Origin of the sequence: Streptomyces sp. SCPE 10 (genome assembly GCF_051980735.1) — a bacterium.
Lineage (GTDB): Bacteria > Actinomycetota > Actinomycetes > Streptomycetales > Streptomycetaceae > Streptomyces > Streptomyces misionensis.
Genome location: NZ_CP197069.1, coordinates 853,698 through 878,669 on the forward strand (window position 1 = coordinate 853,698; position 24,972 = coordinate 878,669).

Consider the following 24,972-nt stretch of genomic DNA (forward strand, 5'->3'; position numbering starts at 1 on the left):
CGGCGGGATCGCCGCCGCACGGCACGCCACGGCCGGGCGGGACGGCGGCCGGAGCACCCGTGGCAGCGGCGTCGCGTGGTGCGCCGCTTCCGGGCGGCGGGAGGGTGGTCATCCGGTGCCTCCCAGGGGCCGTACGTGGCGGTGCCGGACCGTGCCGCGCAGCCAGTGCCGGACGGCGAGCGGGGGGATGAGGACGCTGGTGCCGACCATGCCCGCGATCTCGCGGGCGGTACGGGGGCCGGGCAGGATGCGGGCGAGGGCGAACTCGGCGGTGCCCAGGGTCCACAGGGCCGCGCAGACGGCGGCGGCGCGCCGGCGGCCGGCCAGGGCGCAGCCGGCCCCGGCGAGCGCGGCGCCGGTCACCAGCGCGTGGCGGCGCAGCCGGCCGCGGGGCGCCTGGGCGCGGGCCCACCAGTCGGGGCCGTGCAGCCGGTTCATCAGCGCGTCGTCGGCGTTGCCGCGCTGTGCGGGCAGCGAGGCCCACCAGTGGGCCGGGCGGACCGGGTGCCGGGTGACGCGCCGGCCGCGCACCAGCGCCCAGCCGGCCCGCCGCACCCGCAGGGCGAGGTCGGCGTCCTCGCGGAAGGCGCGCGGGAAGCGTTCGTCGAAGCCGCCGACGCGGTCGAGCGCCTCGGTGCGGTAGGCCATGTCGGCGGTCGCCCAGGCGGCGTTCTCCAGGCCCTTGGTGGTGCGTTCCCAGTCGGTGGGCCGGCGGTCCGTGGGCAGCGGTACCCGCAGTTGTCCCTGGATGCCGCCGATGCCCTCGCCGGCCTCGCTCAGGTCCTGGGCGAGCAGCCGGGACCAGTCGGGCAGTACCTGGACGTCGTCGTCGAGGAAGACGGTCCAGGGGGTCTCGACGGTGCGCCAGCCGGCGTTGCGGGCGGCGGCCGGCCCCTTGCCCCCGGTGCGCAGGGTGCGCACCCGGTCCAGCAGCAACCCGGAGGCGGTCAGCGGCAGTTCGCCGTCGGTCTCGGGCCGGTCGTCCACGACGATCACCTCGTGCGGGACGTGTCCCTCGGCCTCCGCGAGGGCGCGCAGGCACTCGGCGAGGCAGGGGCGGCCGACGGTCGGCACGACGACGGTGTAGGCGGGGGCGCTCATTGGAAGACCCCCTTGCGGCGGATCGCGAACGGGCCGAGCACCAGCAGGTCCACGGGCGCGGAGCCGAAGCACTCCAGGGCGTCGCGGGGATCGTCCACCATGGGCCGGCCCGCGGTGTTCAGGCTGGTGTTGACCACGACGGGTAGTCCGGTGCGGCGTTCGAAGCCGTCGATCAGCCGCGCGACCAGGGGTTCCTGGTCCCGGTCGACGGTCTGGATGCGGGCGGTGCCGTCGACGTGGACGACGGCGGGCACGCGGTCGCGCCAGTCGGCGGCCACGTCGTGCACGAACAGCATGTGCGGGCTGGGCAGCGGCCCGTCGAAGATCTCGGCGGCGCGTTCGGCGAGCACCATGGGGGCGACCGGCCGGAACTCCTCGCGGCCCTTGACCGCGTTGAGCCGTTCCAGGTTCTCCGCCCGGCCGGGGTGGGCGAGCAGCGAGCGGTGGCCGAGCGCGCGCGGCCCGTACTCGCTGCGGCCCTGGAACCAGGCCACGATCCCGTCGGCGGCCAGTGCCTCGGCGGCCGTCTCGGCGATGTCGGCGGGCTCCTCGTACGGCACGGCCGCCCGCTCCAGCCATGCGCGCAGCTCGGCGTCGCTCCAGCCGCGGCCGAGGGCGGCGGTGGGCATCGGCTCCACGGTGTCCTTCTGGCCTGCGACGTGCGCGGCGGCGCCCAGGGCGGTGCCGGCGTCCCCGGCGGCGGGCTGCACCCACACGTGCGTGAAGCCGCTCTCGCGCCACAGCCGGGTGTTGGCCACGCAGTTGAGGGCGACACCGCCGGCCATGGTGAGCGCGTCCTCGCCGGTGCGTTCGCGCAGCCACCGGGCGAGGCTCAGCATGGCCTCCTCCAGGCAGAGTTGGGCGCTCGCGGCGAGGTCGGCGTGGTCCTGGCTCCAGGCGCCGCCGGCCGGGCGCGGGGGGACCAGTTCGGACCAGGGCACGGGGCGGGCCCGGAAGCCGCCCCGGTCGTCGGCGTGGACGTACGCGCGCAGGCGGTCGGCGAAGCGGGGGGTGCCGTAGGAGGCGAGGGCCATCACCTTGAACTCGTCGCTGCTGCGCAGGAATCCGAGGTGCTGGGTGAGGTCCTCGTAGAACAGGCCGAGGGAGTCGGGCAGTTCCTGGGTGCCGAGGACGGTGAGTTCGCGGTTGGTGTAGCGGCCGGCGAGGTGGGAGCCGCACTCGCCGCGGCCGTCCAGCACGAGGACGGCGCAGTCCGGGTACGGCGACACGGGTCCGGCGGAGGCGGCGTGCGCGATGTGGTGCGGGACGAACCGGACCTTGGCCGGGTCGAGTCCGGGCAGGGCCTCGGCGAGGAACTCCGGTGCCCGGCGCGCGTATTCCTGGCGCAGGTGGTCCCAGGGGTCGTCGAGGCCCATCCGGTCGGCGGGGCGGGCCAGGGACGGGTCGTAGGAGTAGGCGACCGCGTCCAGGTCGGACGGGGTGAGGCCGGCCTCGGCCAGGCACCAGCGGGCCGACCGCTCGGGCAGTTCCCAGGCGGAGAAGGGGACGGGCCGCTTGCCGTGCTTGCGGCGGGAGAACCGTTCCTCCTCGGCGGCCGCCACGACCCTGCCGTCGGTGAGCAGGGCGGCTGCGGGGTCGTGGAAGAGTGCGTTGATTCCGAGGACGTGCATGCGCTGCCTCCAGGGCCGCGGGGGGACGCTCAGGTCTGCGGGTGCGGGGCCGGCCGCGGTTCGCTCGTCACCGGCTGCGGGGACCGGGCCGCGAAGTAGGCGATGGTCTGCTTCAGGCCCTCCTCCCAGGGGATCTGCGGCGACCAGCCGAGCAGTTCACGCGCGAGGGTGGTGTCGGGCCGGCGCCTGCCGGGGTCGTCGACGGGCCGGTCGATGAAGGCGATGGGCGAGCGGGAGCCGGTGAGGGCGACGACGCGGCGGGCCAGGTCGGCGACGGTGATCTCGTCGCTGCCGCCGATGTTCACCGGCCGTACGGACCTGCTCATGGCCACCCGCAGCACGCCGTCGACGGTGTCGTCCACGTAGCACAGCGAGCGGGTCTGGCTGCCGTCGCCGGTCACGGTGACCGGTTCCCCGGACAGGGCCTGGCAGATGAAGGTGGGCACGGCGCGGCCGTCGTGGGCGCGCATCCGGGGCCCGTAGGTGTTGAACAGGCGGACGATCCCGGCGTTGGTGCCCCGGGTGCCGGCGTGCGCGGTGACCAGGGCCTCGGCGAACCGTTTGGACTCGTCGTAGACGCTGCGCGGGCCGACCGGGTTGACGTTGCCCCAGTAGCCCTCGTGCTGGGGGTGCACCTGGGGATCGCCGTACACCTCGGAGGTGGAGGCCAGCAGCAGGCGGGCGCCGTCGCGCTCGGCGATGCCGAGGACGTTGCGGGTGCCGAGGCTGCCCACGTCCAGGGTCTCCAGGGGCATGCGCAGGTAGTCGGCGGGCGAGGCCGGGCAGGCGAAGTGCAGCACGAGGTCGTACGGGCCCGGCAGCCGCTCGGCGCAGCCGGGCTCGGAGACGTCGCAGTGCACGTACCGGAAGCCGGGCCGGTCCTCCAGGTGGGCCACGTTCTCCCGGCGACCGCAGGCCAGGTTGTCGGCGCAGTCGACTTCGACCCCCGAATCCAGCAGCCGCTCGCACAGGTGCGAGCCGAGGAATCCGGCGCCGCCGGTCACGAGGGCGCGCCGCCAGAAAAAAGGTGTGTCACCGGTCATGGGGCATTCCTTCGTCGTCCTTCGTCCGCGTACCTCGACGACGTCGATGTCGCGCGTGTACCGGGGACGTTCCCGCGGGGGCGCACGGCCGGGGCCGTGGCCGCGGACCGGTGGCACCGGCCCGTCGTACGGGGAGAGGACAGGGCTCGGGTCCCGCGGATGTGGAGGACCGCCCTGCTCGGCCGCCGCTGTCTGGACGGCACTGGCAGCTGAGTTCCCCTGCCAGTTGGTTTCACACGTTGGACTCTTATTGTCCGGTGGGCCGGGTACTCGCGCGACTCCGGTCACCGAGAGTGCAGGTGGGAGCCATGCGGGACGAGCTGGTGGCAGCGCTGCTGCGCACCCTGGGGCGGCCCCGGCGGACGCTGATAGCGGGCTGGTTCAGCCTGCGGCACGGGGAGGCGACGGCCGGGGACGTGCTCGCCGAGCGGCAGGTGGCGGCGGCCCTCACCGCGGCGGGCGTCCGCCATGACACGGCGTGGAGCCCCGGTTTCCGTCCCGGGGCGCTGTCCCTGGACGCGGTGCGGCCCGAGGAGTACGACACCCTCCTCTTCGTGTGCGGGCCGGTGCACGGGCCCCAAGTGGCGAGCCTGCATGCACGGTTCGGGAGTTGTCGGCGACTCGCGGTCGGGGTGTCGGTGGTCGACCCCGCCGACCCGGCGGCCACCGGCTTCCACGAGATCGTCCCCCGCGACGGCACGGACGCGCCCGCCCGCCCGGACCTGGCGGCCGGGGCTCCGGCGGGACCGCCGCCGCCCGTGGCGGGAGTGATCCTCACCCACGGCCAGGGCGAGTACGGCCGGCGCCGGCGGCACGAGGAGGTGACCGCCCGGATCACCGACTGGCTGGCCGGCAAGGACTGCGCACGGGTGCCGGTGGACACGCGCCTGGCGACGGACGACTGGCGGCTGTGTGCCACGGGCGAGCAGTTCCTGTCCCTCGTCTCCCGCCTCGACCTGGTCGTCACCACGCGGCTGCACGGCCTGGTCCTGTCCCTGCGCACGGGCACCCCGGTGATCGCCGTGGACCCGGTGGCGGGCGGCGCCAAACTCACCGCCCAGGCCCGCGCCCTCTCCTGGCCGGCCCTCCTCCACCCCGGCACCCTGACCCCGGCGGCCCTGGACCACTGGTGGGAGTGGGCGCTGTCGGAGCGGGGGCGAGGGACGGCGGGGACGTTCGTGGTGGGGTGAGGGGCGCGGCGCGCAGGCGTGAGTTCCGGGCCGCCGCGGGTCGGAGGCGGGGTGTCGACGGGACGCTCCGGGGGCGGCACGGCGCCGGGCGGGGCGCGGTGCCCGGGACCGGCGAGGCCGCGTCAGGGGGCGCGGGGCCGGACGTGCGGGCGGGCGCCGTCGTCACGCCCGGGGCGGCAGGAGGGCCGGTCCGGGGTCCCGGGTAACCCGGCGAGGTGCCGCCCGGACAGCCGGGTACGCGCCGTCGCGCGGGACGCGGCGGCGGATCAGGCGCCGAACCCGCCTCGGTACCGGACGGAGCGCCCTGGATCTCGGGTTCCTCAGAGCCAGGAGTTCACCCCGCCCCTGCTCCGGCGGCGGGCCACCCGGCACAGCAGGCGGAAGGCCTGGAAGAGGGTGAGCGGCCACAGCACCGCGAAGCACCACAGCAGTCCGGGGTCCTCGGTGCGGATGCCCATGACCGCCGAGAACACCGACGCCACACCCAGCAGCAGCACTCCCAGCGGCAGCCACAGCCGCCGGTGCGTCCGGCCCCGGCGGGCACCGCCCCGGCGTCCCCGTGGCTCCTCGCCCATGCGGCGGGCGAAGCCCCGGTCCCGGCGCAGACGCGCCTCGATCTCCAGCAGCGCGAGCCGCTCGCGCGGCGACAGCCGTGTCTCCTCGCGCCTGTCCCACATCTCCCAGTCGTCCACGGCGACGGCACCTCCTCCGCGCTCGGCCATCTCCGGGCCCCGAGTTCCCCGGGGCGGCCGGGCCGAAGCGGAGCGGCACCTGACGTCAGGATTCGGCCACCCACAGTGAGGTCGCTCGATCCGTGCGCCGCGTTCACGCGATGGTTACCAGAGCTTCATTTTCACATCGCGTGGGGCGGACGCATTTCTGCGGCCATCAACATGTCCGACATTGAGCCGAATTGACGCTTGTTCAGTCGACGATGACCATCCCGAACGTTCAAAAGACAAGCAAAATTTGGTCGTTGGCGCGTCTCGGCTTGAGATGCGTTCACCCGCCACGGACTTCCCATGCTTATCATCGGGCCACTAGTGGATCACTGCCTTCCGCACGTCGGCGCACCATGCGCGTCACCGCAGCAGTGGTTGACCAGTCACATCCACTTGAGCGCCTCAGAAAGGTCCGCGCCATTGAGCACCGTGGTGGCCAAGCGATCACCGCGCGCCGAGGGCCCGCAGCTCCCCGAGGGACAGGTAGAGCTGGCGGAGCCACCGGTTCTGGGCGAGCCGGCCAGCGCCGATTTCGGATCGGCGCTGATGTACCTGCCCATGGCGCTGGGCACCGGCGCCATGGTGCTGATGTTCTCCATGCGCAGCGCCGGACCCGCGACGTACATGATGTCCGGGATGATGGGCGTCGCCATGGTCAGCATGACGCTGACCCAGATCGGCCGGGCCGGTGCCGAGCGCAGGCGCCGGATGCGGGCCGAGCGGCGTGACTATCTGCGCTACCTCGCGCAGAAGCGCCGGCAGGCCCGGCAGGCCGCCGAACAGCAGCGGGCCGCCCTGCTGTGGGACAACCCCGATCCGGGCCGGCTGTGGGCGCTGGCGATGGGCCCCCGGCTGTGGGAACGCCGCCCGGCGCACGAGGACTTCGGCCGGGTCCGCATCGGACAGGGCATCCGGCGCGCGGCGCTGGAGTTCCTGCCGCCGCAGACCAAGCCGGTGGAGGACCTGGAGCCGCTGACCGCCATCTCGCTGCGCCGCTTCACCAAGGCGCACCAGACCGTGCCCCGGCTGCCGATCCCGGTCGCGCTGCGCCGCTTCACCAGCGTCGAGCTGGCCGGCGAGCCGGAGCCCGCGCTCGCGCTGCTGCGCGCGATGGTGGCGCAGCTCGCCGTGTTCCACTCCCCCGACGAACTGCGGATCGCCCTGCTGGGCGGGGAGTCGGCGCGCGAGGAGTGGGACTGGCTCAAGTGGCTGCCGCACAACGCGCATCCGCACGAGGAGGACGACGCCGGCCAGGTCCGGCTCGCCGCCGAGGACCACGACGCGCTGATGGACCTGCTCGGCACCGAGGTGCGCGACCGTCCCGACCACGACCCGGACGCCTCCCCCAGCGTGGCCGAGCCGTTCGTGGTGGTCCTGGCGCAGGGCGTACGGCTGCCCGAGGGTTCGCGGCTGCTCAACGGCGGGCTGCGCAACGTCGTCCTGCTGGACGCGACCGGCGCGATGACCGGCGGCCCGAAGGTGCTGCGGCTGACCACGCGCGGCACCCATGTCGCCTTCCCGGCCGGTGACGACACGGTGACCGCCGAGGCCGACGCGGTGAGCCGGACCGAGGCCGACACGCTCGCCCGGCTGCTGGCGCCGATGCGCACCAGCGGCAGCGTCGACCTGGTGGACCGGCCGCTGGAGTCGGACTTCGACCTCACCGCGCTGCTCGGCATCCGCGACCCGCGCACCTTCGACGTGTCCGCCAAGTGGCGCCCCCGGGCCACCCAGTCCGCCCGTCTGCTGGTGCCGCTCGGCGTCACCGAGGAGGGCGAGGTCGTCGAACTGGACATCAAGGAGTCGGCGCAGGGCGGCATGGGCCCGCACGGACTGCTCATCGGCGCCACCGGCTCCGGCAAGAGCGAGCTGCTGCGCACCCTGGTGATGGGCCTGGTCGCCACGCACTCCTCCGAGATCCTCAACCTGGTGCTGGTCGACTTCAAGGGCGGCGCCACCTTCCTCGGCATGGACCGGCTGCCGCACACCTCGGCGGTCATCACCAACCTGGCCGACGAGATCCACCTCGTGGACCGCATGCGGGACTCCATCAACGGCGAGATGATCCGCCGGCAGGAGCTGCTGCGCGAGTCCGGGTACTCCTCGCTGTTCGACTACGAGAAGGCGCGGGGCGCCGGAGCGAACCTGACGCCGCTGCCCTCGCTGCTGATCATCGTGGACGAGTTCTCCGAACTGCTCGCCAGCAAACCGGAGTTCGTGGACCTGTTCGTCTCCATCGGCCGGCTGGGCCGCAGCCTCGGCGTGCATCTGCTGCTGGCCTCCCAGCGGTTGGACGAGAGCCGGATCCACAAGGTCGAGGGACATCTGTCGTACCGGATCGCCCTGCGCACGTTCTCCGCGATGGAGTCGCGCAGCGTCATCGGTGTCTCGCACGCCTACGAACTGCCCTCGGCGCCGGGCAACGGCTACCTGAAGGTGGACACCACCAACCTGGTCCGGTTCAAGGCGGCCTACGTCTCCGGTCCCGCGCCGGAGCCGGTGAGCGAGGCGGAGCACAGCGCCCGGCTGGCCGCCGCCGAGGAGATCACCGTGTTCGGCCTGGAGCAGCAGGGCACCCTGCGCTCCGAGCGCGCCGCCGAGCTGGCGGCGGAGACGGCCGCGCTGCAGGCGTCCGCCGCCGCCGAGCGCCGGGCGGCCGCCGGGTCCGCGGGCGACGAGCAGAACGAGGAGAGCCTGCTGGAGGTGCTGATCGGGCGCCTGGAGGAGAGCGGGCCGCCCGCCCGGCAGGTGTGGCTGCCCCCGCTGACCGAGTCCCCCAGCCTGGACCAGCTGCTGCCGGGCATCGTCCCGGACCCGGTGCGCGGCATGAGCGCGGCGGACCACCCCTCGCCGGGTTCGCTGCGGGTGCCGCTGGGCATCGTCGACCGGCCCTTCGAGCAGCTGCGCGAGCTGCTGGTCGCCGACCTGTCCGGCGCCGACGGTCACATCGGCGTGGCGGGCGCCCCGCAGACCGGCAAGTCGACCCTGCTGCGCACCCTGATGCTGTCCCTGGCGCTGACCCACACGCCGGAGGAAGTCCAGTTTTACTGCCTGGACTTCGGCGGTGGCGGTCTGGTCTCCACGGCCGGTCTGCCGCACGTCGGCTCGGTCGCCACCCGTCTGGAACGCGACCGGGTCCTGCGCACCGTGGCCGAGCTGACGCAGCTCCTGGAGAAGCGCGAGGAGGAGTTCACCTCGCGCGGCCTGGAGTCGATGGCGGCGTACCGGCGGCTGAAGGCCGCCGGGGAGATCGACGACCCGTACGGCGACGTGTTCCTGGTGGTCGACGGCTGGGGCACGCTGCGCCAGGACTACGAGGAGCTGGAGCCCCGGGTCATCGAGATGGCCGCGCGCGGGCTGTCGTTCGGTCTGCATGTGATCGGTTCCGCCGTGCGCTGGTCGGAGTTCCGGCCCCGGCTGCGCGACCTGCTGGGCACCAAGTTCGAGCTGCGCCTCGGTGATTCGATGGAGTCCGAGGTCGGCTCCCGGATCGCCGCGGCCGTGCCGCACCAGCCCGGCCGCGGTCTGACGGCGGGCGGCCACCACTTCCTGTCCGCGCTGCCCCGGCTGGACGGCTCCGGCGAGACCGGCGACCTGACCGCCGCCACCAAGTCGGCCGTCGCGGAGATCGACACCTTCTGGACGGGCCGCCCCGCGCCGGGCGTCCGGCTGCTGCCGACCCGCCTGCCGGTCACCCAGCTCCCGGACGCCGAGGGCGATCTGCGGGTCTGCCTCGGCTGGGACGAACAGCGCCTGGAACCCGTCTGGCACGACTTCACCACCAACCCGCACCTGATGGTGTTCGGCGACGGGGAGACCGGCAAGACCAACGCGCTGCGCCTGATGGTCCGCGCGATCACCTCCCGCTACACCTCGGACGAGGCCCGCATCATGGTCGCCGACCCGGGCCGCGGACTGCTCAACGCGGTGCCCGAGGAGTACCGGGTCGGGTACGTCGTGGACAGCGACGCCCTCACCCAGCTCGCCAACAGCGCCTCGGTGTCGGTGGGCAAGCGGGTGCCGGGCCCGGACATCAGCCCGGAGCAACTGGCCCGCCGTGACTGGTGGGAGGGGCCGCGGCTGTTCGTCCTGATCGACGACTACGACCTGTTCTCCGGCACCCCCGGCACCCCGCCGCCGATGGCGCCGCTGGTGCCGCTGCTCGCCCAGGGTCTGCACATCGGCATGCACATGGTCATCGCCCGCAGCACCTCCGGCTCGGTGCGCGCCATGATGGACCCGGTGCTGCGCCGGCTGTGGGAACTGGGCAACCCCGGACTGCTCTTCTCCTACCCCAAGGAGGAGGGCAAGTTCCTCGGCGAGGCCAAGCCGCGCACCCTCCCCGCGGGCCGCGCCCAGCTCGTCACCCGCCGCTCGGTGAGGCTCGTACAGACCGGACTGGTGACCCCGTGAGCCGCGCCGCGCCCGAAGCCCGCCGCTCGCCCGGCCGGCCCGTCCCCCTCCCCCACGTCCCCATCCCAGGAGCAGTCCGATGACCACCGCGCCCGCGGTCACCGCACCCGCCTCGGAGGTCTGCCGGGTCACGGTGGTGGGCCCCACCGGCCGCGCCGATCTCGCGATCCCGCTCACCACCCCGGTCTCCGCGCTGCTGCCCGTACTGGTCCGCCATGTGACGACGGACCCGGCCGACCGGGGCAGGCCCTGGGTGCTGCAACGGCTCGGCGAGGACCCGTTCGACGCCGACGCCACCCCGGCCACCGCCGGCCTGCGCCACGGCGAGGAGCTGCATCTGCGGCCCGCCGACGATCCGCTGCCCGCCCTGCACTTCGACGACGTCTCCGACGGTGTCGCGCACGTCGTGACAGCGTTGCCAGGCGGCTGGCACCCCAAGCTGACCCGGACGCTCGCGCTGGTCATGGCGGTGCTGACGCTGCCCGCCCTGGGGTACGCGCTGCTGGGCTTCGGGCCGGGTCCCGCGGCCTCGGCCGGCGCCGGGGTGATCGCCGTACTGCTGGCGGCCGGGTGTGTGGCCGCCGCGCGGCTGGGCGCCGACGAGGGCAGTGTGCTGGTGGCCGGGCTGGGCGCGCTCGCGTTCGGCGGGCTGGCCGGGCTGACGTTCCGTCAGGGTCCGCACGGCGGCTACGCGCCGGGACTGCCCGGGGTGCTGGCCGCGGCGGGCTGTGTCGCGGTGGTGGCCATCGCCCTGCTGGCACTGCGCGCGCTGCCGCTGGTGGTCCCCGGCACCCTGCTGGTGACCGCGCTCGCGGCCGCCGTGGGCACCGGTCTGATGCGGGCCGCGCACTGGCACGGCGGACAGGCGGTCGCCGTCGTCGCGGTCGCGATGTTCGTCCTCGGCCACTTCGGGCCCCGGCTCACCCTGCGCATGGCCCGGCTGCGGGTGCCCCGGCTGCCGCACAACGCGGCCGAACTCCAGGAGGACATCGAGCCCGAGTCGCAGGAGCGGGTGGAGCACCGGGTCAAGGCGGCCAGCGCCTACCTGGACACGCTCAGCGTCTCCTCCGCCCTCGTGTACGCGGTCGGCTTCTGGTACATGACGCGCGTGACCGGCTGGATCGGCTGGGTGCTGCCGCTGGTGTTCGCGGGCGCGGTGCTGCTGCGGGCCCGCGGCCTGAACCGGGCGGCGCAGCGCGTGCCCACCGTGCTCGCCGGGGCCGCCGGGCTGGTCACGGTGGCGCTCACGCGGTGCGCCCCGGCGGGCGGCGGCGCCCGGGTGATCGTCGTCGCCGTCCTGCTCGCCGCGGTCGTGGGGCTGCTGGTGGCGGCGTGGCGGCTGCCCGGCGGGCGGCTGCTGCCGGTGTGGGGGCACAGCGGCGACCTGCTGGAGACCGTCACCGCGATCGCGCTGCTGCCCCTGCTGCTCCAGGTCCTGCACGCGTACGCCTACTTCCGCTCCCTGACGAGCTGAGAGGGGCCGGAGCATGCAGACCCGACGCGACCACATGCAGGCGTACCAGTTCGCCATGGGCCGGCTGGCGACCGCCCTGGTCACCGGCGACCCCGGCCGGGGCGACAGCCCGACCAAACGGGCCGCGCTGGGCAGCTTCTTCGGCGCGGGACTCGTCGTCCTGCTGTGCCTGGGGTTCCTCGTCTACGGGAAGCTGTCGCCGGTGACCACGGCGGCCTGGCGGGAGCCCGGCTCGATCATCGTGGAGAAGGAGACCGGCACCCGCTACCTCTTCCTCGACGGCCGGCTGCGGCCGGTGCGCAACTACGCCTCCGCGCTGCTGCTGACCGGCAAGGGCGGCGCCGTGCGCACCGTCGCGGCGAAGGCGCTCAGCGGTGTACCGCACGGCGCGCCGGTCGGGATCGACGGCGCGCCGGACTCCCTGCCCACCCGGGCCGACCTGCTGGCGCAGCCCTGGACCGACTGCCTGCGCCCGGACCTGCCGTCCGGCCATGTGATCGACTTCGCGCCGGGCGGCAGGACCGCCGCGTTCCCGGCCGGCCGGCAGCTGCTGCTGAAGGCCGCCGGCGGCAAGCGGTTCGTGCTGTTCGGGGGCGTCAAGTACCCGGTCCCCGCGCAGTCCGCGCTGATCGCGCTCGGGCTCGACGGCGACCGGCCCGTGGCCGCGTCCGCCGCCTGGCTGGCCGCCGTGCCGACCGGGGCGGCGCTCGCCCCGGCGAAGCTCGCCGGGAAGGGCGGCGCGGCCGGGACGATCGCCGGACGGCCGGTCACCGTGGGCCAGTTGTTCACCACCAGCGCGGCGGGCGCCAAGCACAGCTATGTGATGACCAGCGACGGGATCGCCCAGGTCAGCGCCAGTGAGGCGGCGTTGCTCGCGGCCGAGCCGGGCGCTCCGGCGCCGCGCCAGGTCTCGGTCACCGACATCGCGTCCGCCCGGGTCGCCCCCGGCCACTCCCTGGACAGCGGGGTGCCGGACCTCCTCGGCGCCCCGGCCGCCGACACCTCCCGGCAGGCGGTGTGCCTGCGCGAGACCTCCCGGGGCGCCCGGCTGAGCGTGAGCGTGGTCATGGAGGGCGGCCCGGCGGCGACCGGGAACCAGCGGGTGCTGGTGCCGCCGTCGCACGGCGTGTACGCCGTGGACCAGGCCGAGCTGGCGCTGCGGACGCCGAACCCGCACACCTACCTCGTCACCGACCAGGGCGTCCTCTACCCGCTGGGCAGCTCCGCCGCGCCGTCCCTCGGCATCGGCGGCACCCCGACCGCGCTGCCGGGGAGCCTGCTGGCGGCGCTGCCGCGCGGGCCGGTGCTGGACCGTACGGCGGCCGCGCTGACCGTGAAGTCCGGCCAGGACGGCGGGGCTTCGGCCGCCGCGTCCGCCGGCTCCGGTGCCTCCGCCGCCGGCCGGGCCTCGGGCCGCGGGCCCGTCTCCTCGGTCTCCGGCGAACCGTCCCCGACCGGCTCCTCGGCCCGGGTGGGGTGAGCGGATGCGCAGAGGACTGGGCGCCGCCCGGCTGGGCGGGACCGCGTTGCAGTGCCGGGCCGAGGGCCGGGCACTGCTCGTGCACCCCAAGGGCGAACCCGACCCGCACGCCGCCGCGTTCGCCGCGGGGCTCGCGCCGGACCCCCAGCACACCGTGGCCGTGGTGGACCTCCCGCACGGGGCGCTGGAGGGCTCGGCGGACGCGGTGGCACGCCTGCTGGCGGGCCGGGGCGACAGCCTGCGCCTGGTCTTCGGCCGCGGTACGCCCCAGGAGGCGCGGGCCGTGGCCCAGCGCATCGCCGACCGGCTGGACCGGCTGGTGCTCGCGCCGGACGGCGAGGTGCTGCCGACCGTTGGCGGCGGCCTGTTCATCCCGAGCGACCACGGCGCGGGCTGGCTGCGGTTCCGGCCGGGCCGGGCGGCGGAACGGGACTCGCGGCGCTTCCCCAAGCCGCGCTGGGAGTTCTCCACCTTCGACCGCCCCTGGCCCACCAGCGGGCACGGGGTCGCCGAGCCGGTGCCCAGCGGGGTGTGGGTGCGCAGCCCGCACGACCACGCCGCCGCCGAGAGCGGCCGGCGGCTGGTGGACCGGCTGCCGAGCCACCCGGACATCCTCACCGTGGTGCTCGGCAGCCCGGGCGGACCGCCGGTGACCCTGGCCGACGTGACCCGGCTGTGGGAGACGGTGCTGCCCTCCGCGCGTTCCTGGGTGCGGTTCCTGCACCTCGGCCCGGTCGCGCTGCCGGAGGGCGCCGAGGCGCTGGGGCAGGAACTCGCCGACGCGCTCGGCCAGCAGGTGGTGCTGTACGCGGGCGTGCCCGTCGAGGCGCGGGTCGGTCTGGACTCCCCCGAGGTGGCGGCGGTACGGCCGGACGGCACGCTGGGCCACCGCCCGTTCGTCAGCGAGCTGATGTACTTCCCGCGCACCGGGGAGGTCCCGGCGCCGCCCGCGCTCTTCGGGCTGCGCGGGCCCCTGTTCGGGGTGCCGGAGATCACCACGGGGGTGTACGAGTACGCCGCCGACGCGGTGCTCGAAGTGGTGCAGAGCGGGCTGTGGATGCGCCCGCTGGCCGAGCCCGAGGGCGGCGACGCGGTGCGCCGGATACCGGCGGCGCCCGGTTACGCCGCCATCCTCTACGACCGCAGCACGCCCGGCGTGGAGGAACGCATGCGCTCCCTCGCCGAGGACATGCTGTGGCGGCTCGACCCGGAGCGCCGCGAGGGCTTCACGGTCGCCCCCGCCGACGAGCCGGGCCAGGTGGCCGTCACCACGGACGACGCCCATCTGTGGTCGGCGCAGACGCCCGCCGCGACCGGCCCGCAGGCAGCGGCCGCGGTCGCGCCGCGCGGCCCGGTCCGCCCGGCGGGGGCCGCGCCGTGGACCCCGGCGCAGCCGCCCAGGACGGAGGCACGGGCCGCGGCAGCGGGTTCGTCGTCCGCCTTGGCACACCTGGACGTCGACGCGCCGCCGGCCGCGGCGGGCCGGGGCGATGCCGCCCCGGCGGCGCCTGCCGTGGTGGCGCCGCCCGCGGCCAGGACCGAGTCCGAGGTGCCGTCGGCGGTGCTGCCGAGGGTCGAGACCGACGGCGGGCCCGCGACCGGGGACGCCGGGACGGTCGCCTCGGCGGCGGCCGGGAGCGTGGCGCCGCAGCGGCTGCCGGACGCGCCGGCCGCCGCGCCGTCGCCGAGTGGCGGCCCGGCACCCGCGTCCACGGTTCAGGACCCTGCCGGTCCCGTCCCGCCGGGACCGGTCCCGCCGGTCCCGGTTCCGGCGGCCCCGCAGGCGGCCCGTCCCGCCGCGCCCGCGCGGGTTCCCCTGCCGAACCTGCCGGCCGTGTCGGAGCCGGGGGGCGCGGCAGAGCCGAACGGCCCGAGGCCGCAGGCGCACACCCCTCAGCACGAGGACGTCCCCACACGCCCGACCACTCCGGCCACGCGGCGGACCGACGTGCCGCCGCAGCCGCCCACGCCCGAGCCGGTGCGGGGTGACACCCCGTCGGCGCCATCCGCACCGGAAACGCGTCGGACCGACGCCCCGCCGCAGCCGCCCGCCCCCGAAACGCGGCGCGGCCCGGCCGGCGTGCCCACCGGGTCGCCGGAGACTCCCGGCGCCCTCGCACCCACGCCGGCACCCGGCGCCCCGGCGCCCACGCCTCCGGCTCCGCCCGCGTCCAGCTCCGAAGGGCCGCAGGCACACCCGCCGACGGTCACCGGCACCGGGCCGCGGCACGCCCCGGTCGACACACCCGCCGGAGCCTCTGGAGCACCCGCGCCGATATCCGGCGGCCCAGCGCCCCACGGGCCCACACCGCCCGCCGCCGGCATACCGCACCCCCCGTCGCCGACGCCCGCCGTCCCCGGGCCGCAGGGCGTCCCCCAGGCGCCGCCCGCCCCGGGCGTGCCGCTCGCGCCGGACGCCGAGGCGCCGCGCGCCCAGACCCCGGCGCCGGCCCCCGCCGTACGTCCCGCACCGGCGCCCGCGCGGCTGATCCGGCTGGAGTCCGACTCCCCGGCCGCCGCTCCCGCCGCCCCCGCCGAGCCTGCGGGGCCCGCCGACGGGGGCCGGGCCGAGGGACCGGCGCCGTCCGCCGTTCCCGAAGGTCCCGCGACGAAAGCCGGCGCCCCCGCGGCGCCCGGCGTCCGGGTTCAGCCCGTGCCCAAGGCGTCCGCCTGCGCCGTGCCGCCGGAGCGGGGCATCGCGAAGGAACGGGACTGGGTGCGGCGGACGTTGAGCACGCAGTACAACGCCGTCGCGGGCACGGTCTCGCGGGTGATGTCGGAGTCGCCGGGGCTGCGCGGCGGCGCACGGGGGGAGGGTGACGCGCTCACCGACCTGGTGGCCGTGCGGCTCTTCCTGTCCGGCGACAACGCGCAGGTCAGCGAGGCCGTGCGGACGGCCGCGGTCGGCCCGCACGTGCCGTTGGCCCGCTGCGTGGCCTCCGGGCTGCGCAGGCTTCCCTCCTACCGGGGCGCGGCCCTGCTGCGGGCCCGCGCCACGGCGGCCGAGCGCGCGTGGTTCCGCGAGGGCCGGCTGGTGTCCGAGTGGTCGTTCTGCACGGCGTACAGCGCCCCGCACCCGGGCCCGCCGGGCGGCACCGACTTCCTCATCTGGTCGATCACCGCCCGCCGCACCAATCTGATCGACCCCGCCGAACCGGACCGGGTGGTGTTCCTGCCCGGCACCACCTTCAAGGTGCTGCGCCCCTCGGACGGCGAAGGCCCGGTGCTGCTACGGGAGTTGTCGCCGTCGGAGATCGCCTCCGACGGCAAGGTGGACGTCCAGCGAGTGCCGTTGGACGAGATCGCCCTGGACGGCCTCGACCGGGCGGCGAGTGCGCTGCGTGCCGATGACGCGGCGGAACAGGACCAGCGGGGCGGCGCCCGGGCGAAGGAACGCTTCGGGACGCCCCCGGGCCTCATCGGTGGAACGCCGCGGCAGCGCCCCCGCGGCAACGGCGGCGCCCCGAGTGCGCCTGACGAGGGAGCGAAACTGTGACCCGGCCCGTGCTACTGGTGTCCCCGGACCGCCCCGGGGCCTACCGGACCATCGCGGACGCCCTGGCGGACGCCACCGACGGCGCGCTCATCACCGTCGCCCCCGGCCGGTACGACGAGGCGCTGTACCTGAACCGTCCGCTGACCCTGGCCGCCGAGGGCGCGGGCGGCACCGTGGAGATCGCGTCGGCCTCGGGCAGCACCGTGGTGCTGGACGCGGAGGCCGTGCAGCTCACCGGCCTCCAGCTGACCGGCACCGACCGCGAGGCCCCGGTGCTGGACGTGCGGCGGGGGCAGGCCGCGCTGGACGGCTGCCGGATCTCCGGCGAGGCCTGGGCGGCCGTGCTGGCCTGGCAGGACGGCGTGGTCGCGCTGCGCGACTGCCAGGTCACCAACGCCCAGGGCGCGGGCATCGTGGTCACCTCCGGCGGCGGCAACGCCGTGGAGCGCTCGCAGATCCAGGAGGTCGGCTCGTCGGCGGTCGTGGTGGCCGAGCACGGCCGGCTGACGCTGCGCGACTGCCGCCTGGACCGGGCCCGCGGCAACGGTGTCTGCGTCAACGGCCAGGCCACGGCGGTGGTGGAGGCCACCCGGATCAGCGGCAGCGGCAAGCCCGCGCTCGCCGTGGAACAGCACGCGCGGGCCACGCTGACCGGAGTGGAGGTGAGCGGCAGCGCGGCACTGGACGCGTATCTGACCAGTGCCGCCGAAGTCGTCCTCACCGGCTGCTCGTTCACCGGGTCCGGCGGCCAGGCGGTGCGGGTCGGCGAGGGCAGCGCTCCGGTGCTGCGCTCCTGTGTGGTCTCCGGTGCGCAGCGCGAGGGCGTCCATGTCGCGCCGGGCGGGCGGCCCCGGCTGGAGGACTGCCGGATCACCGGCACCCCGACCGGTCTGCTGGTGGAGGCCGGCGGGCGGGCCGAGTGCGCGGGGCTGACCGTCGAGGGCGCCACGACCACGGCCGTCCACGCGGCCGACGGCGAGGTGGTGCTGGAGCGGCTGACGACCGAGGGCGGTGCCGGCACCGCGCTGCGGGCCGCCGGAGCCAAGGCCCGGTTGACGGTTCGCGAGGCCGAGTTGAACGTCGGCGGGACGTCCGGGGTGGAGTTGTCGGACGGCGCCTTCGCGACGCTGTCGGCGCTGCGGCTGCGCTCCGGCGGTGGCACGGGCCTCGCGCTCGCCTCGGGCGCCCGCGCGGAGGTGGCCGGCTCGGCGTTCTCCGGCTGTTCGACGGTCGTCGGCGCGGAGGGCGAACTGACCGCCCGGGACAGCGAGTTCACGGGCGCGGACGGCGACGGCATCCGGGTCAGCGCGGGCGGCGCCGTCACCGCCGTCGGCTGCCGGGTCAACGGCGCGCGCGGGCACGGCGTGAACGTCCAGGCGTCCTCGCGGGCCGAGTTGACCAACTGCGCGGTCTTCGACAACGGCGGCGACGGGGTGCGCTGCAACACCGACGAGCCGGTGCGGGTGCACGACTGCGAGATCCGCGACAACGGCGGCATGCCGGTCCGCCAGCTGAAGTCGGGCCAGGTGTCGGTGGAGCGCGTCGACACCGGCACCGACCCGTCCGGCCGCACGCTGGACAGCGCGGGCGGCAGCGAGGGGGCCGCCCCGGCGGACGACGGCCCGGGGACGGGGCGGGCCGCGCACCTCGGCACCGGCCCGCTGGCGGAGCTGGAGGCGCTGGTCGGCCTGGAGAGCGTGAAGCGCGAGGTCACCGGGCTGATCAACGTGAACAAGATGGCCCAGCGCCGCCAGGAGATGGGCCTGCCGATGCCGCCCATGAGCCGGCACCTGGTCTTCGCGGGGCCGCCCGGCACCGGCAAGACGACGGTGGCCCGGCTGTACGGCGCGGTCCTCGCGGAGCTGGGCATCCTCAGCCAGGGCCACATCGTGGAGGTGGCCCGCGCCGACCTGGTCGCGCAGATCATCGGCGGTACGGCCATCAAGACCACGGAGGTCTTCAACAAGGCACTGGGCGGCGTCCTGTTCATCGACGAGGCGTACACGCTCACCGCCCAGTCGCGCGGCTCCGGCCCCGACTTCGGGCAGGAGGCCGTCGACACGCTGATGAAGCTGATGGAGGACCACCGCGACGAGGTCGTGGTGATCGTGGCCGGCTACTCCGCGCAGATGGAGCAGTTCCTCGCCTCCAACCCGGGTATGGCCTCCCGTTTCGCCCGCACGGTGGAGTTCCCCAACTACAGCGCCGAGGAACTGGTCACCATCGTGCGGGGGTTGTGCGGCAAGCACTACTACGAGCTGTCGGACTCCGCGCTGGAGGCGCTGGACCGGTACTTCCAGGAGGTGCCCAAGGGCGCCACCTTCGGCAACGGCCGTGTCGCCCGCCAGGTGTTCGAGGAGATGATCAGCCGGCAGGCCTCCCGGCTGGCCGCCGAACCGCCGGGCGACGACGCCGAGTTGTCCCGTCTCACCAGCGCGGACGTCATCACGGTGCCGGGTGGCACGGCCGACACCGCGGCCGCGGCGCACGGTGGCACGGGCACCGCGCCCGAGCCGCCCCCGACGTCCGCCCGCACGGCGCCCACCGGCACGGCGCCCGCGACGACGCCGTCCGGCACGGCCGCCTCCTCCGCCGGGCTGCGCAGGCTCGCGGCGATGACCGGGCTCGACGCGGCCCGGACCGCGCTGCGCACCCGGGTGGAGGCGCTGGCCGGGGCCGGACGGCAGCCCGGCGCACCGGTGTCGGCGCAGGCCAACATCGTGCTGGAGGGGCCGCTGGGCAGCGGTCGGCGGGCGCTGGCCCGGGCGTACGGGCGGTGTCTGACCGAGGCGGGGCTGCTGACCTCGGGCGCCGTGCACGAGGTACGGCTGTCCGCGCTCCCGGCGCGTTTCCCGAAGCAGCCCGCCCACCGGCTGGCGGCCGCGCTGGAGGAGGCCGAGGGCGGTCTGCTCGTGCTGCACCTCGACGACGCCCTCGGCCGGCGTGCGCCCGCCGAGCGCGCGGCGGTGCTCGACGGGCTGGCCCGGCTGGCCGCCACGCCGTGCGACTCGGTCCTCGCGCTGTGCGGCTCGCCCGCCGAGCTGCGCGCGCTGGTCGGCGAACGGGCTGACGTGGCCGGGGAGTTCGCCGAGTATCTGCGGCTCGACCCGTACACCGTGGAGCAGGCCATCGAGCTGGTGCGCCGCCGGTTGTGGGCGTTCGGCTTCCAACTGGCCGACGATGCGGTGCAGATGCTGGCCGCCGCCTTCGAGGCCGCGCCGCCGCGCGGGGGCGCCTGGGAGGCGCACCGGCTGGCGGAACGGCTCGCCGCGTCCGCGCGCACCCGCACCGTCGCCGCCTCCGACCTCCCGCGGCCGCAGGCCCCCGATGCTCCGGCGACGACCGCGCCCGCACCACAGACACCGGCACCGGCCGTGAACGCCGTACCCGCCGCGCCCCCGCCGCCGGCGAACGGCGCGGCACCGGCCGAGGGCCGTCCGGGCCCGGTGGAACCACCGCAGCAGCCGAGGTCGCTGGTGCAGACCTAACAGACGTCCGCCCCGTCGGCGGCACGGCCTTCCGTGCCCCGGCGGCCGGCGGGTGACCCCCCACCATCAGGCGCCGATGCGCATCCGAACCCGGTGTGTCATCGCTGACACCGGCTCCGGCCGGGCGCCGCAGGACGAGAGAGGACCAGACGATGGCACTGACGTCAGTCGAACTACAGGGAATGACCGCCGCCCAGGGCAGCTTCCAGACCGCCCTGGACGAGACGACCGGCTCGTACGCGCAGATGGACGGGCAGATCGAGGGCCTCAAGGCGAGCTGGACCGGCGACGCGGCCAACATCTACACCGCCGCCATGCAGTCCTGGCTGGAGGACTTCGACAAGGTCAACCAGGCGCTGCGCACCATGCTGGAGAAGCTGGCGGAGAACACCAACGTCTACGCCAACACCCACGAGGACACCCAGCAGCGGGCCACCCAGGTCGCACAGCAGGTCGGCAGCGGCCACGTCGGTCTGCCGGGCTTCCCTTCCTGACCCGTCCCCGACCGACACCCCCCTCCGTACACGCATCCGTACTCAAGGAGCCGGACAGCAGATGGCCACGTACACCGTCCAGATGGAGCAGGTCGACTACATCGTCGGCGAGATGACCTCCATCACCCAGAAGATCAACCAGACCCTCGCCGACCTGGACAACGCGGCGAAGATGCACCTGAGCGAGTGGACCAGCGACGCGCAGCAGACCTACCAGCAGGTCAAGGCGCAGTGGGACGCGGCCGCCGCGGACATGACGCAGAAGGCGGCCTCCGCCACCCAGATGCTCGGCGAGATCAACGAGTACTACGTCAGCGGCGAGCGCCAGGGCGTTCGACTCTGGGGGTGACCTGTGTACGACACTCCCCCACCGCCGATAAAACCGCACAAGACACCGCCACCGCCGAAACCCGAGCACTACGACGGCCAGACGACGATCGACGCCGGGCACGGCACCCCGCCCCCGGCCAAGAGCTTCGACCCGCCGAACGTGCCGGGCGGCTCGGGCAAGCCGGGCAGCGGCACCAGTGTGGACACGCCGTCGATGCTGCTGTTCGCGGACAACATCGACAAGTTGATCAAACCCGCGCGGGACGCCGCCACCGAGCTGCAGAAGGTGCAGGTCGAACCCGGGGCGTTCTACCACGCGAACCAGATCCGGACGAAGGTCAACGGCCCGAACGCCGACTCCGGACTGAAGGACCAGTACATCAAGGTGTTCCAGGACCTGGCCCAGGGCCTGGGTGATCTGCGTGACGGCATCAAGCAGTTGGCGCAGCACTACACCACGTTGGAAGACGCCGGGAAGATGAAGGCGACGGATCTGCAGAGCGCCATGCAGAGCACATCCAGCGACTTCACCAGCCTGGTGACCGACGCCGGCGGGTCCGGCGGCGGAGCAAGTTGACGGATGGTCCCCGCCGTTCCCCGGCGCCGTACGCCGGCGGCCGGGGAACGGCGGGGACCTGACAGCGGCGCGAGCAGGAGACTGGGGCACACATGGCCAGCCCGGACTACAACACCGGCGGGTTCAAGGACAGCGACGACGGTGTCTTCGGTGATCCCGGAAGCGATCCGGGCTCCATCCAGGACTACAACTCGTGGGACTGGAAACAGATCATGGCGGCGATCAACGGCATGGCCGCCGGCACCTCCTCCGACTCCAACGTGGAGCGGGCCAAGGGCGTCTCCGATCCCCAGTCCCTGATGGACGCGGCCGGTCACTTCCTCAACGCGCAGGTGGTGCTCGCCGGGATCGCCAAGAGCCTCGCCGACCAGGCGACCGCGCTGGCCGGGGAGAACGGCCCCTGGAAGGGGGCCGCCGCGGACGCCTTCCTCGACATGATCAACACCTTCTCCAACCAGGTGAAGGCGACCGCGGACGTGCTCTCCGGCGGCGAGGCGGGCAACTCGGTGCCGCAGCAGCTCGCCGACAACTCGATCAACCTGCACAACGCGCAGGTCAAGATCGCGGACATCGACAGCTGGTACGCCAACCAGGCCGTGAAGATGGGCGTCAAGCCGATGAGCAACGGTCTGATCCCGATCCACGAGAAGCCCGAGCTGGTCGAGATGATGACCAACGACATGCGGGCGGTGCTCAAGAGTCTCGCGGGCGAGTACCAGGTCACCATCGACTCGGTGCACACCCCTCCCCCGGTGACCAGCCCCACCGACAGCCCGGATGTGCCGGACGACATCCCGGACCTGACCGAGCCCGATCTCACCGACCCCGGCAACCTGCCCGACGTCAACGCGCTGGACCCGCAGCAGTTCGCCGCCCCGGACGTCTCGGGCACCGAGATGCCCGCGATGCCGGTCATGGACCCGATGGACGCCCTCGCCTCGCCGTCGCCGTACTCCTTCGGCACCGGCGTGGACGGCAGCGGGCCCGGGCTGGACGGCAGCGGGCCCGGGCTGGACGGTCTGCCGAGCGACCTCGTCGGCAACGACACCCTCGACCCGAGCGCCCTGGACCATGCGCTCAACCCGACCGCGTTCCCGGGCGGCAGCGACCTCGGCGGCGGCGCCCCGACGTTCTCGCCGACCGCGTTCCCGGGCGGCAGCGACCTCGGCGGCGGCGCTCCGACGTTCTCGCCGACCGCGTTCCCCGGCCTCAACCCGAACTCCGTCACGAGCAACGGCAGCGGGAAGATCCCGTCCCTCTCCGACCTGGCCGAGGACCCGTCCACGTGGAACGACAGCGGCGGCGCTCCGCTGAAGTTCCCGGGCAGCACCGACGTCGGCGCCCCCGGCGGTCTGAACGCGGGCGAGGGACTCGCGGACGTCTCCCCGGCGCAGTACCCGGGCAGCCTGGAGACGGGTCTGCCGGACGGCCTCGACTCGCCCTCGACGCTGAACGACGCGCTGGAGTCGTCGCCCTCTTCCGGCACGACGCAGGACCGCGCGGCTATCGGCGCGGGCGGCATGCCGATGATGCCCAGCCTGGGCGGCGCGGGTGGCATGCCCCAGGCCGGTGCCCTCGATCCCAGCGACGCCCGCGGCCTCCTCGACAACGAGGCCGAGCCCTGGACGGGCGACCCCTCGGTGCGCGACGAGATCGGCGGCCACGGCGCCGACGCGGGCGGCGAAGGCCTCGGCCTCCCGCTCGACGAACAGCACGCACAGGCGTACCCCGGCGGCCTCGGCATGGGCGGCATGCCCATGTCCCCGGCCGCCATGGGCGGCGCCGGCGCCCAGCAGAACGGCACCCCGGACCCCAGCGACGCCCGCGGCCTCCTCGACAACGAGGTCGCACCCTGGACGGGCGACCCCACCGTGGGCGACGAGGTCGGCGGCCACGGCGCCGACGCGGGCGGCGAAGGCCTCGGCCTGCCACTGGACGAACAGCACGCACAGGCGTACCCCGGCGGCCTCGGCATGGGCGGCATGCCCATGTCCCCGGCCGCCATGGGCGGCGCCGGCGCCCAGCAGAACGGCACCCCGGACCCCAGCGACGCCCGCGGCCTCCTGGACAGCGAGGCCGAGCCGTGGCTCGGCGATCCCGACGTCGAGCAGGAGATCGGCGGTGCCGGTGCGTCGGCGGGCGGCGAGGGCCTCGGCCTGCCGCTGGACGAGGAGGCGGCGGCGCCGGGTGCCGAGGGGGCCGGAGCGGGTGCGGCCCTGGGCCCGGGCGGCATGCCGATGATGCCGGGCATGGCCCAGGGCGGCCCGGCCGCCCAGGCGGGTGCCGACCGGAGCGACTCCTCGGGGCTGCTGGAGCCCGACGCCGAGGCGTGGAGCGGCGAGCCGGACGTCTCCGAGGAGGTTCTCGGGGGTGCCGCCGCGGGCGGCGAGGGTCTCGCCGGTCTGCCCGTGGCTCCCGGGTCCGCGGAGGCGGCGGCGCCCGGTCTCCCCGAGGGTGTGATGATCGGATCGGACGGGTTGCCCATCGCTCCGGAGCCGACGGCGGCGCCTCTGGCCCCCGCCGCGGAGGTCGCGGCCGCGGAGGCCGCGGAGCCGGCCGCCGCCGTGGCGGGCGAGGCCGTGGCGGGTCAGGCCGGTCCGGGGGTGCCCGGCATGATGCCCGGTACCGGTGCCGCTCCCACGGGGGCGCAGGAGGAGCGGTCCGACTCCTCGGGCCTGCTGGCCCCCGACACGCTGCCGTGGACGCCGGAGGCGGAGACCGACGGCGAGCGTCCGGTCGTAGGAGCCCAGGAGGGCCTGGGCGAGGGCGCGTTGCCCGCGTCGCTGCTGGGCGTGGCGGCGGGCGCCACCGCGGCGGCCGTGGCCGGGACGGCGCTCGGCGCGGGTGCGGAGCAGTCCGGCGAACGCCGGCACCGGCATCGGGACGAGGACGACGGGGCTGCGCTGGTCGTGCTGCCGACGGGCGGCGGCCGGGACGAGGAGCGGCCTGCCGCCGAGACCCCGGAGGACGGGGGCGGCGAGGAGCCGGCGGCACCGGGGCATCTCGTCGCCGACGACACCTACGACGCCGAACTCTCCGACGACTCCTACGACGCGGAACTCCCCGCCGACCATGTGGCGTTGGCGCCCGCCGCCGAGTCGGACGCGGAGGACACGGCGGCCTGGGACAGCGCGGGGGCGTCGTTCGTGCCGCTGCTGTGGTCGGTGCCGGCCGAGGACGAGCAGGAGGTCCAGGCGCCCGGCTACGCGACGGAGGACGCGAGCACCTGGTCCGGCGGGGCAGCCGAGGCGGCGCGGGAGGCGGACGGTCCCCGGCTGTCCACGTGGCGCCCCAACCGGTCGGCGACCTCGGCCCCGGGGGAGGCCGTCGTCCCGGCCGTGCCACTGCGCTCGTTCACCGGCGACCCCTCGGAGCTGACCGCCGAACTCCCCCCGCAGGAGCCGGTGGAGGAGCCGGAGGACGAGGCGGAGGCGGAGCCGCCGAGCCGGGGCATCGCCGACCTGCTGGTCCAGGACAGCGACACCTGGGGCTCGACGAGGCCCGACGGCTCCGGGGCGGTGCTGTGACGCCGC

Annotated in this window: 14 protein-coding genes; 10 read left to right on the plus strand and 4 right to left on the minus strand. The window is 75.2% G+C overall.

All coding sequences use genetic code 11. The features are described 5' to 3' along the window. Positions 1-108 precede the first annotated feature (108 nt). From ACSP97_RS04055 to ACSP97_RS04065, 3 genes are read right to left on the minus strand one after another with little or no spacing between them, the layout of a single operon-like run. A complete protein-coding gene (locus ACSP97_RS04055) occupies positions 109-1,101 on the minus strand; it encodes a glycosyltransferase family 2 protein (protein ID WP_355148874.1) in 993 nt (330 codons plus the stop codon). Continuing rightward, entirely contained in the window at positions 1,098-2,732 is a 1,635-nt protein-coding gene (locus ACSP97_RS04060; RefSeq protein ID WP_355148876.1) for a carbamoyltransferase family protein, read from the minus strand. Before ACSP97_RS04060 ends, ACSP97_RS04055 begins: the two co-directional genes overlap by 4 nt. A 29-nt stretch (positions 2,733-2,761) precedes the next feature. Continuing rightward, positions 2,762-3,775 carry an NAD-dependent epimerase/dehydratase family protein gene (locus ACSP97_RS04065; RefSeq protein ID WP_358673969.1) on the minus strand — a complete coding sequence of 338 codons (1,014 nt, stop codon included), beginning with the start codon at positions 3,773-3,775 and terminating at the stop codon, positions 2,762-2,764. Positions 3,776-4,083: 308 nt separating this feature from the next. On the opposite strand from ACSP97_RS04065, the gene ACSP97_RS04070 reads away from it, so the two are divergent. Then, the gene (locus ACSP97_RS04070) at positions 4,084-4,965 is read left to right on the plus strand and encodes a polysaccharide pyruvyl transferase family protein (RefSeq protein WP_355148880.1); all 882 of its coding nucleotides are present in this window, start codon (positions 4,084-4,086) and stop codon (positions 4,963-4,965) included. Positions 4,966-5,285: 320 nt separating this feature from the next. Here ACSP97_RS04070 and ACSP97_RS04075 read toward each other — a convergent pair whose 3' ends face one another. Continuing rightward, positions 5,286-5,687: a DUF3040 domain-containing protein gene (locus tag ACSP97_RS04075; protein WP_355148882.1), complete on the minus strand. Its 402-nt coding sequence runs from the start codon at positions 5,685-5,687 to the stop codon at positions 5,286-5,288. 429 nt (positions 5,688-6,116) lie between these two features. Here ACSP97_RS04075 and eccCa point away from each other — a divergent pair, with 429 nt between their 5' ends. The 9 genes from eccCa to ACSP97_RS04120 all read left to right on the plus strand — a co-directional run bounded on the left by eccCa (position 6,117) and on the right by ACSP97_RS04120 (position 24,966). Further along, on the plus strand, positions 6,117-10,100 hold the full coding sequence (gene eccCa / locus ACSP97_RS04080) for a type VII secretion protein EccCa (RefSeq protein ID WP_440558550.1): 3,984 nt from the start codon (positions 6,117-6,119) through the stop codon (positions 10,098-10,100). Between the two features lie 79 nt (positions 10,101-10,179). After that, complete coding sequence (gene eccD / locus ACSP97_RS04085; protein WP_440556337.1) at positions 10,180-11,574, plus strand: type VII secretion integral membrane protein EccD; 1,395 nt, start codon at positions 10,180-10,182, stop codon at positions 11,572-11,574. Between the two features lie 13 nt (positions 11,575-11,587). Continuing rightward, positions 11,588-13,054 carry a type VII secretion protein EccB gene (gene eccB, locus ACSP97_RS04090; RefSeq protein WP_355326921.1) on the plus strand — a complete coding sequence of 489 codons (1,467 nt, stop codon included), beginning with the start codon at positions 11,588-11,590 and terminating at the stop codon, positions 13,052-13,054. Positions 13,055-13,058: 4 nt separating this feature from the next. Then, a complete protein-coding gene (locus tag ACSP97_RS04095) occupies positions 13,059-16,550 on the plus strand; it encodes a hypothetical protein (RefSeq protein WP_440556338.1) in 3,492 nt (1,163 codons plus the stop codon). Continuing rightward, complete coding sequence (locus tag ACSP97_RS04100) at positions 16,547-20,038, plus strand: right-handed parallel beta-helix repeat-containing protein (RefSeq protein WP_440556339.1); 3,492 nt, start codon at positions 16,547-16,549, stop codon at positions 20,036-20,038. Before ACSP97_RS04095 ends, ACSP97_RS04100 begins: the two co-directional genes overlap by 4 nt. 152 nt (positions 20,039-20,190) lie before the next feature. Beyond that, positions 20,191-20,532, plus strand: coding sequence for a WXG100 family type VII secretion target (locus ACSP97_RS04105; protein WP_355148894.1), 342 nt, complete (start codon positions 20,191-20,193; stop codon positions 20,530-20,532). A 61-nt stretch (positions 20,533-20,593) separates the two neighbouring features. Further along, positions 20,594-20,881, plus strand: coding sequence for a WXG100 family type VII secretion target (locus ACSP97_RS04110; RefSeq protein ID WP_355148896.1), 288 nt, complete (start codon positions 20,594-20,596; stop codon positions 20,879-20,881). A gap of 3 nt (positions 20,882-20,884) precedes the next feature. Then, entirely contained in the window at positions 20,885-21,439 is a 555-nt protein-coding gene (locus tag ACSP97_RS04115; RefSeq protein ID WP_070026592.1) for a hypothetical protein, read from the plus strand. A gap of 92 nt (positions 21,440-21,531) precedes the next feature. Further along, positions 21,532-24,966 (plus strand): WXG100 family type VII secretion target, encoded by a 3,435-nt coding sequence (locus ACSP97_RS04120; RefSeq protein ID WP_440556341.1) that lies wholly within the window; start codon positions 21,532-21,534, stop codon positions 24,964-24,966. Positions 24,967-24,972: the final 6 nt, after the last annotated feature.

Excerpts from the sequence above, each read along its gene's own strand:
- ACSP97_RS04070 (WP_355148880.1), top strand. The coding sequence starts at position 4,084 with ATGCGGGACGAGCTGGTGGCAGCGCTGCTGCGCACCCTGGGGCGGCCC.
- ACSP97_RS04110 (WP_355148896.1), top strand. The coding sequence starts at position 20,594 with ATGGCCACGTACACCGTCCAGATGGAGCAGGTCGACTACATCGTCGGC.
- ACSP97_RS04060 (WP_355148876.1), bottom strand. The coding sequence starts at position 2,732 with ATGCACGTCCTCGGAATCAACGCACTCTTCCACGACCCCGCAGCCGCC.
- ACSP97_RS04120 (WP_440556341.1), top strand. The coding sequence starts at position 21,532 with ATGGCCAGCCCGGACTACAACACCGGCGGGTTCAAGGACAGCGACGAC.
- ACSP97_RS04095 (WP_440556338.1), top strand. The coding sequence starts at position 13,059 with ATGCGCAGAGGACTGGGCGCCGCCCGGCTGGGCGGGACCGCGTTGCAG.
- ACSP97_RS04055 (WP_355148874.1), bottom strand. The coding sequence starts at position 1,101 with ATGAGCGCCCCCGCCTACACCGTCGTCGTGCCGACCGTCGGCCGCCCC.
- eccD (WP_440556337.1), top strand. The coding sequence starts at position 10,180 with ATGACCACCGCGCCCGCGGTCACCGCACCCGCCTCGGAGGTCTGCCGG.
- eccB (WP_355326921.1), top strand. The coding sequence starts at position 11,588 with ATGCAGACCCGACGCGACCACATGCAGGCGTACCAGTTCGCCATGGGC.
- ACSP97_RS04075 (WP_355148882.1), bottom strand. The coding sequence starts at position 5,687 with ATGGCCGAGCGCGGAGGAGGTGCCGTCGCCGTGGACGACTGGGAGATG.
- ACSP97_RS04105 (WP_355148894.1), top strand. The coding sequence starts at position 20,191 with ATGGCACTGACGTCAGTCGAACTACAGGGAATGACCGCCGCCCAGGGC.
- ACSP97_RS04065 (WP_358673969.1), bottom strand. The coding sequence starts at position 3,775 with ATGACCGGTGACACACCTTTTTTCTGGCGGCGCGCCCTCGTGACCGGC.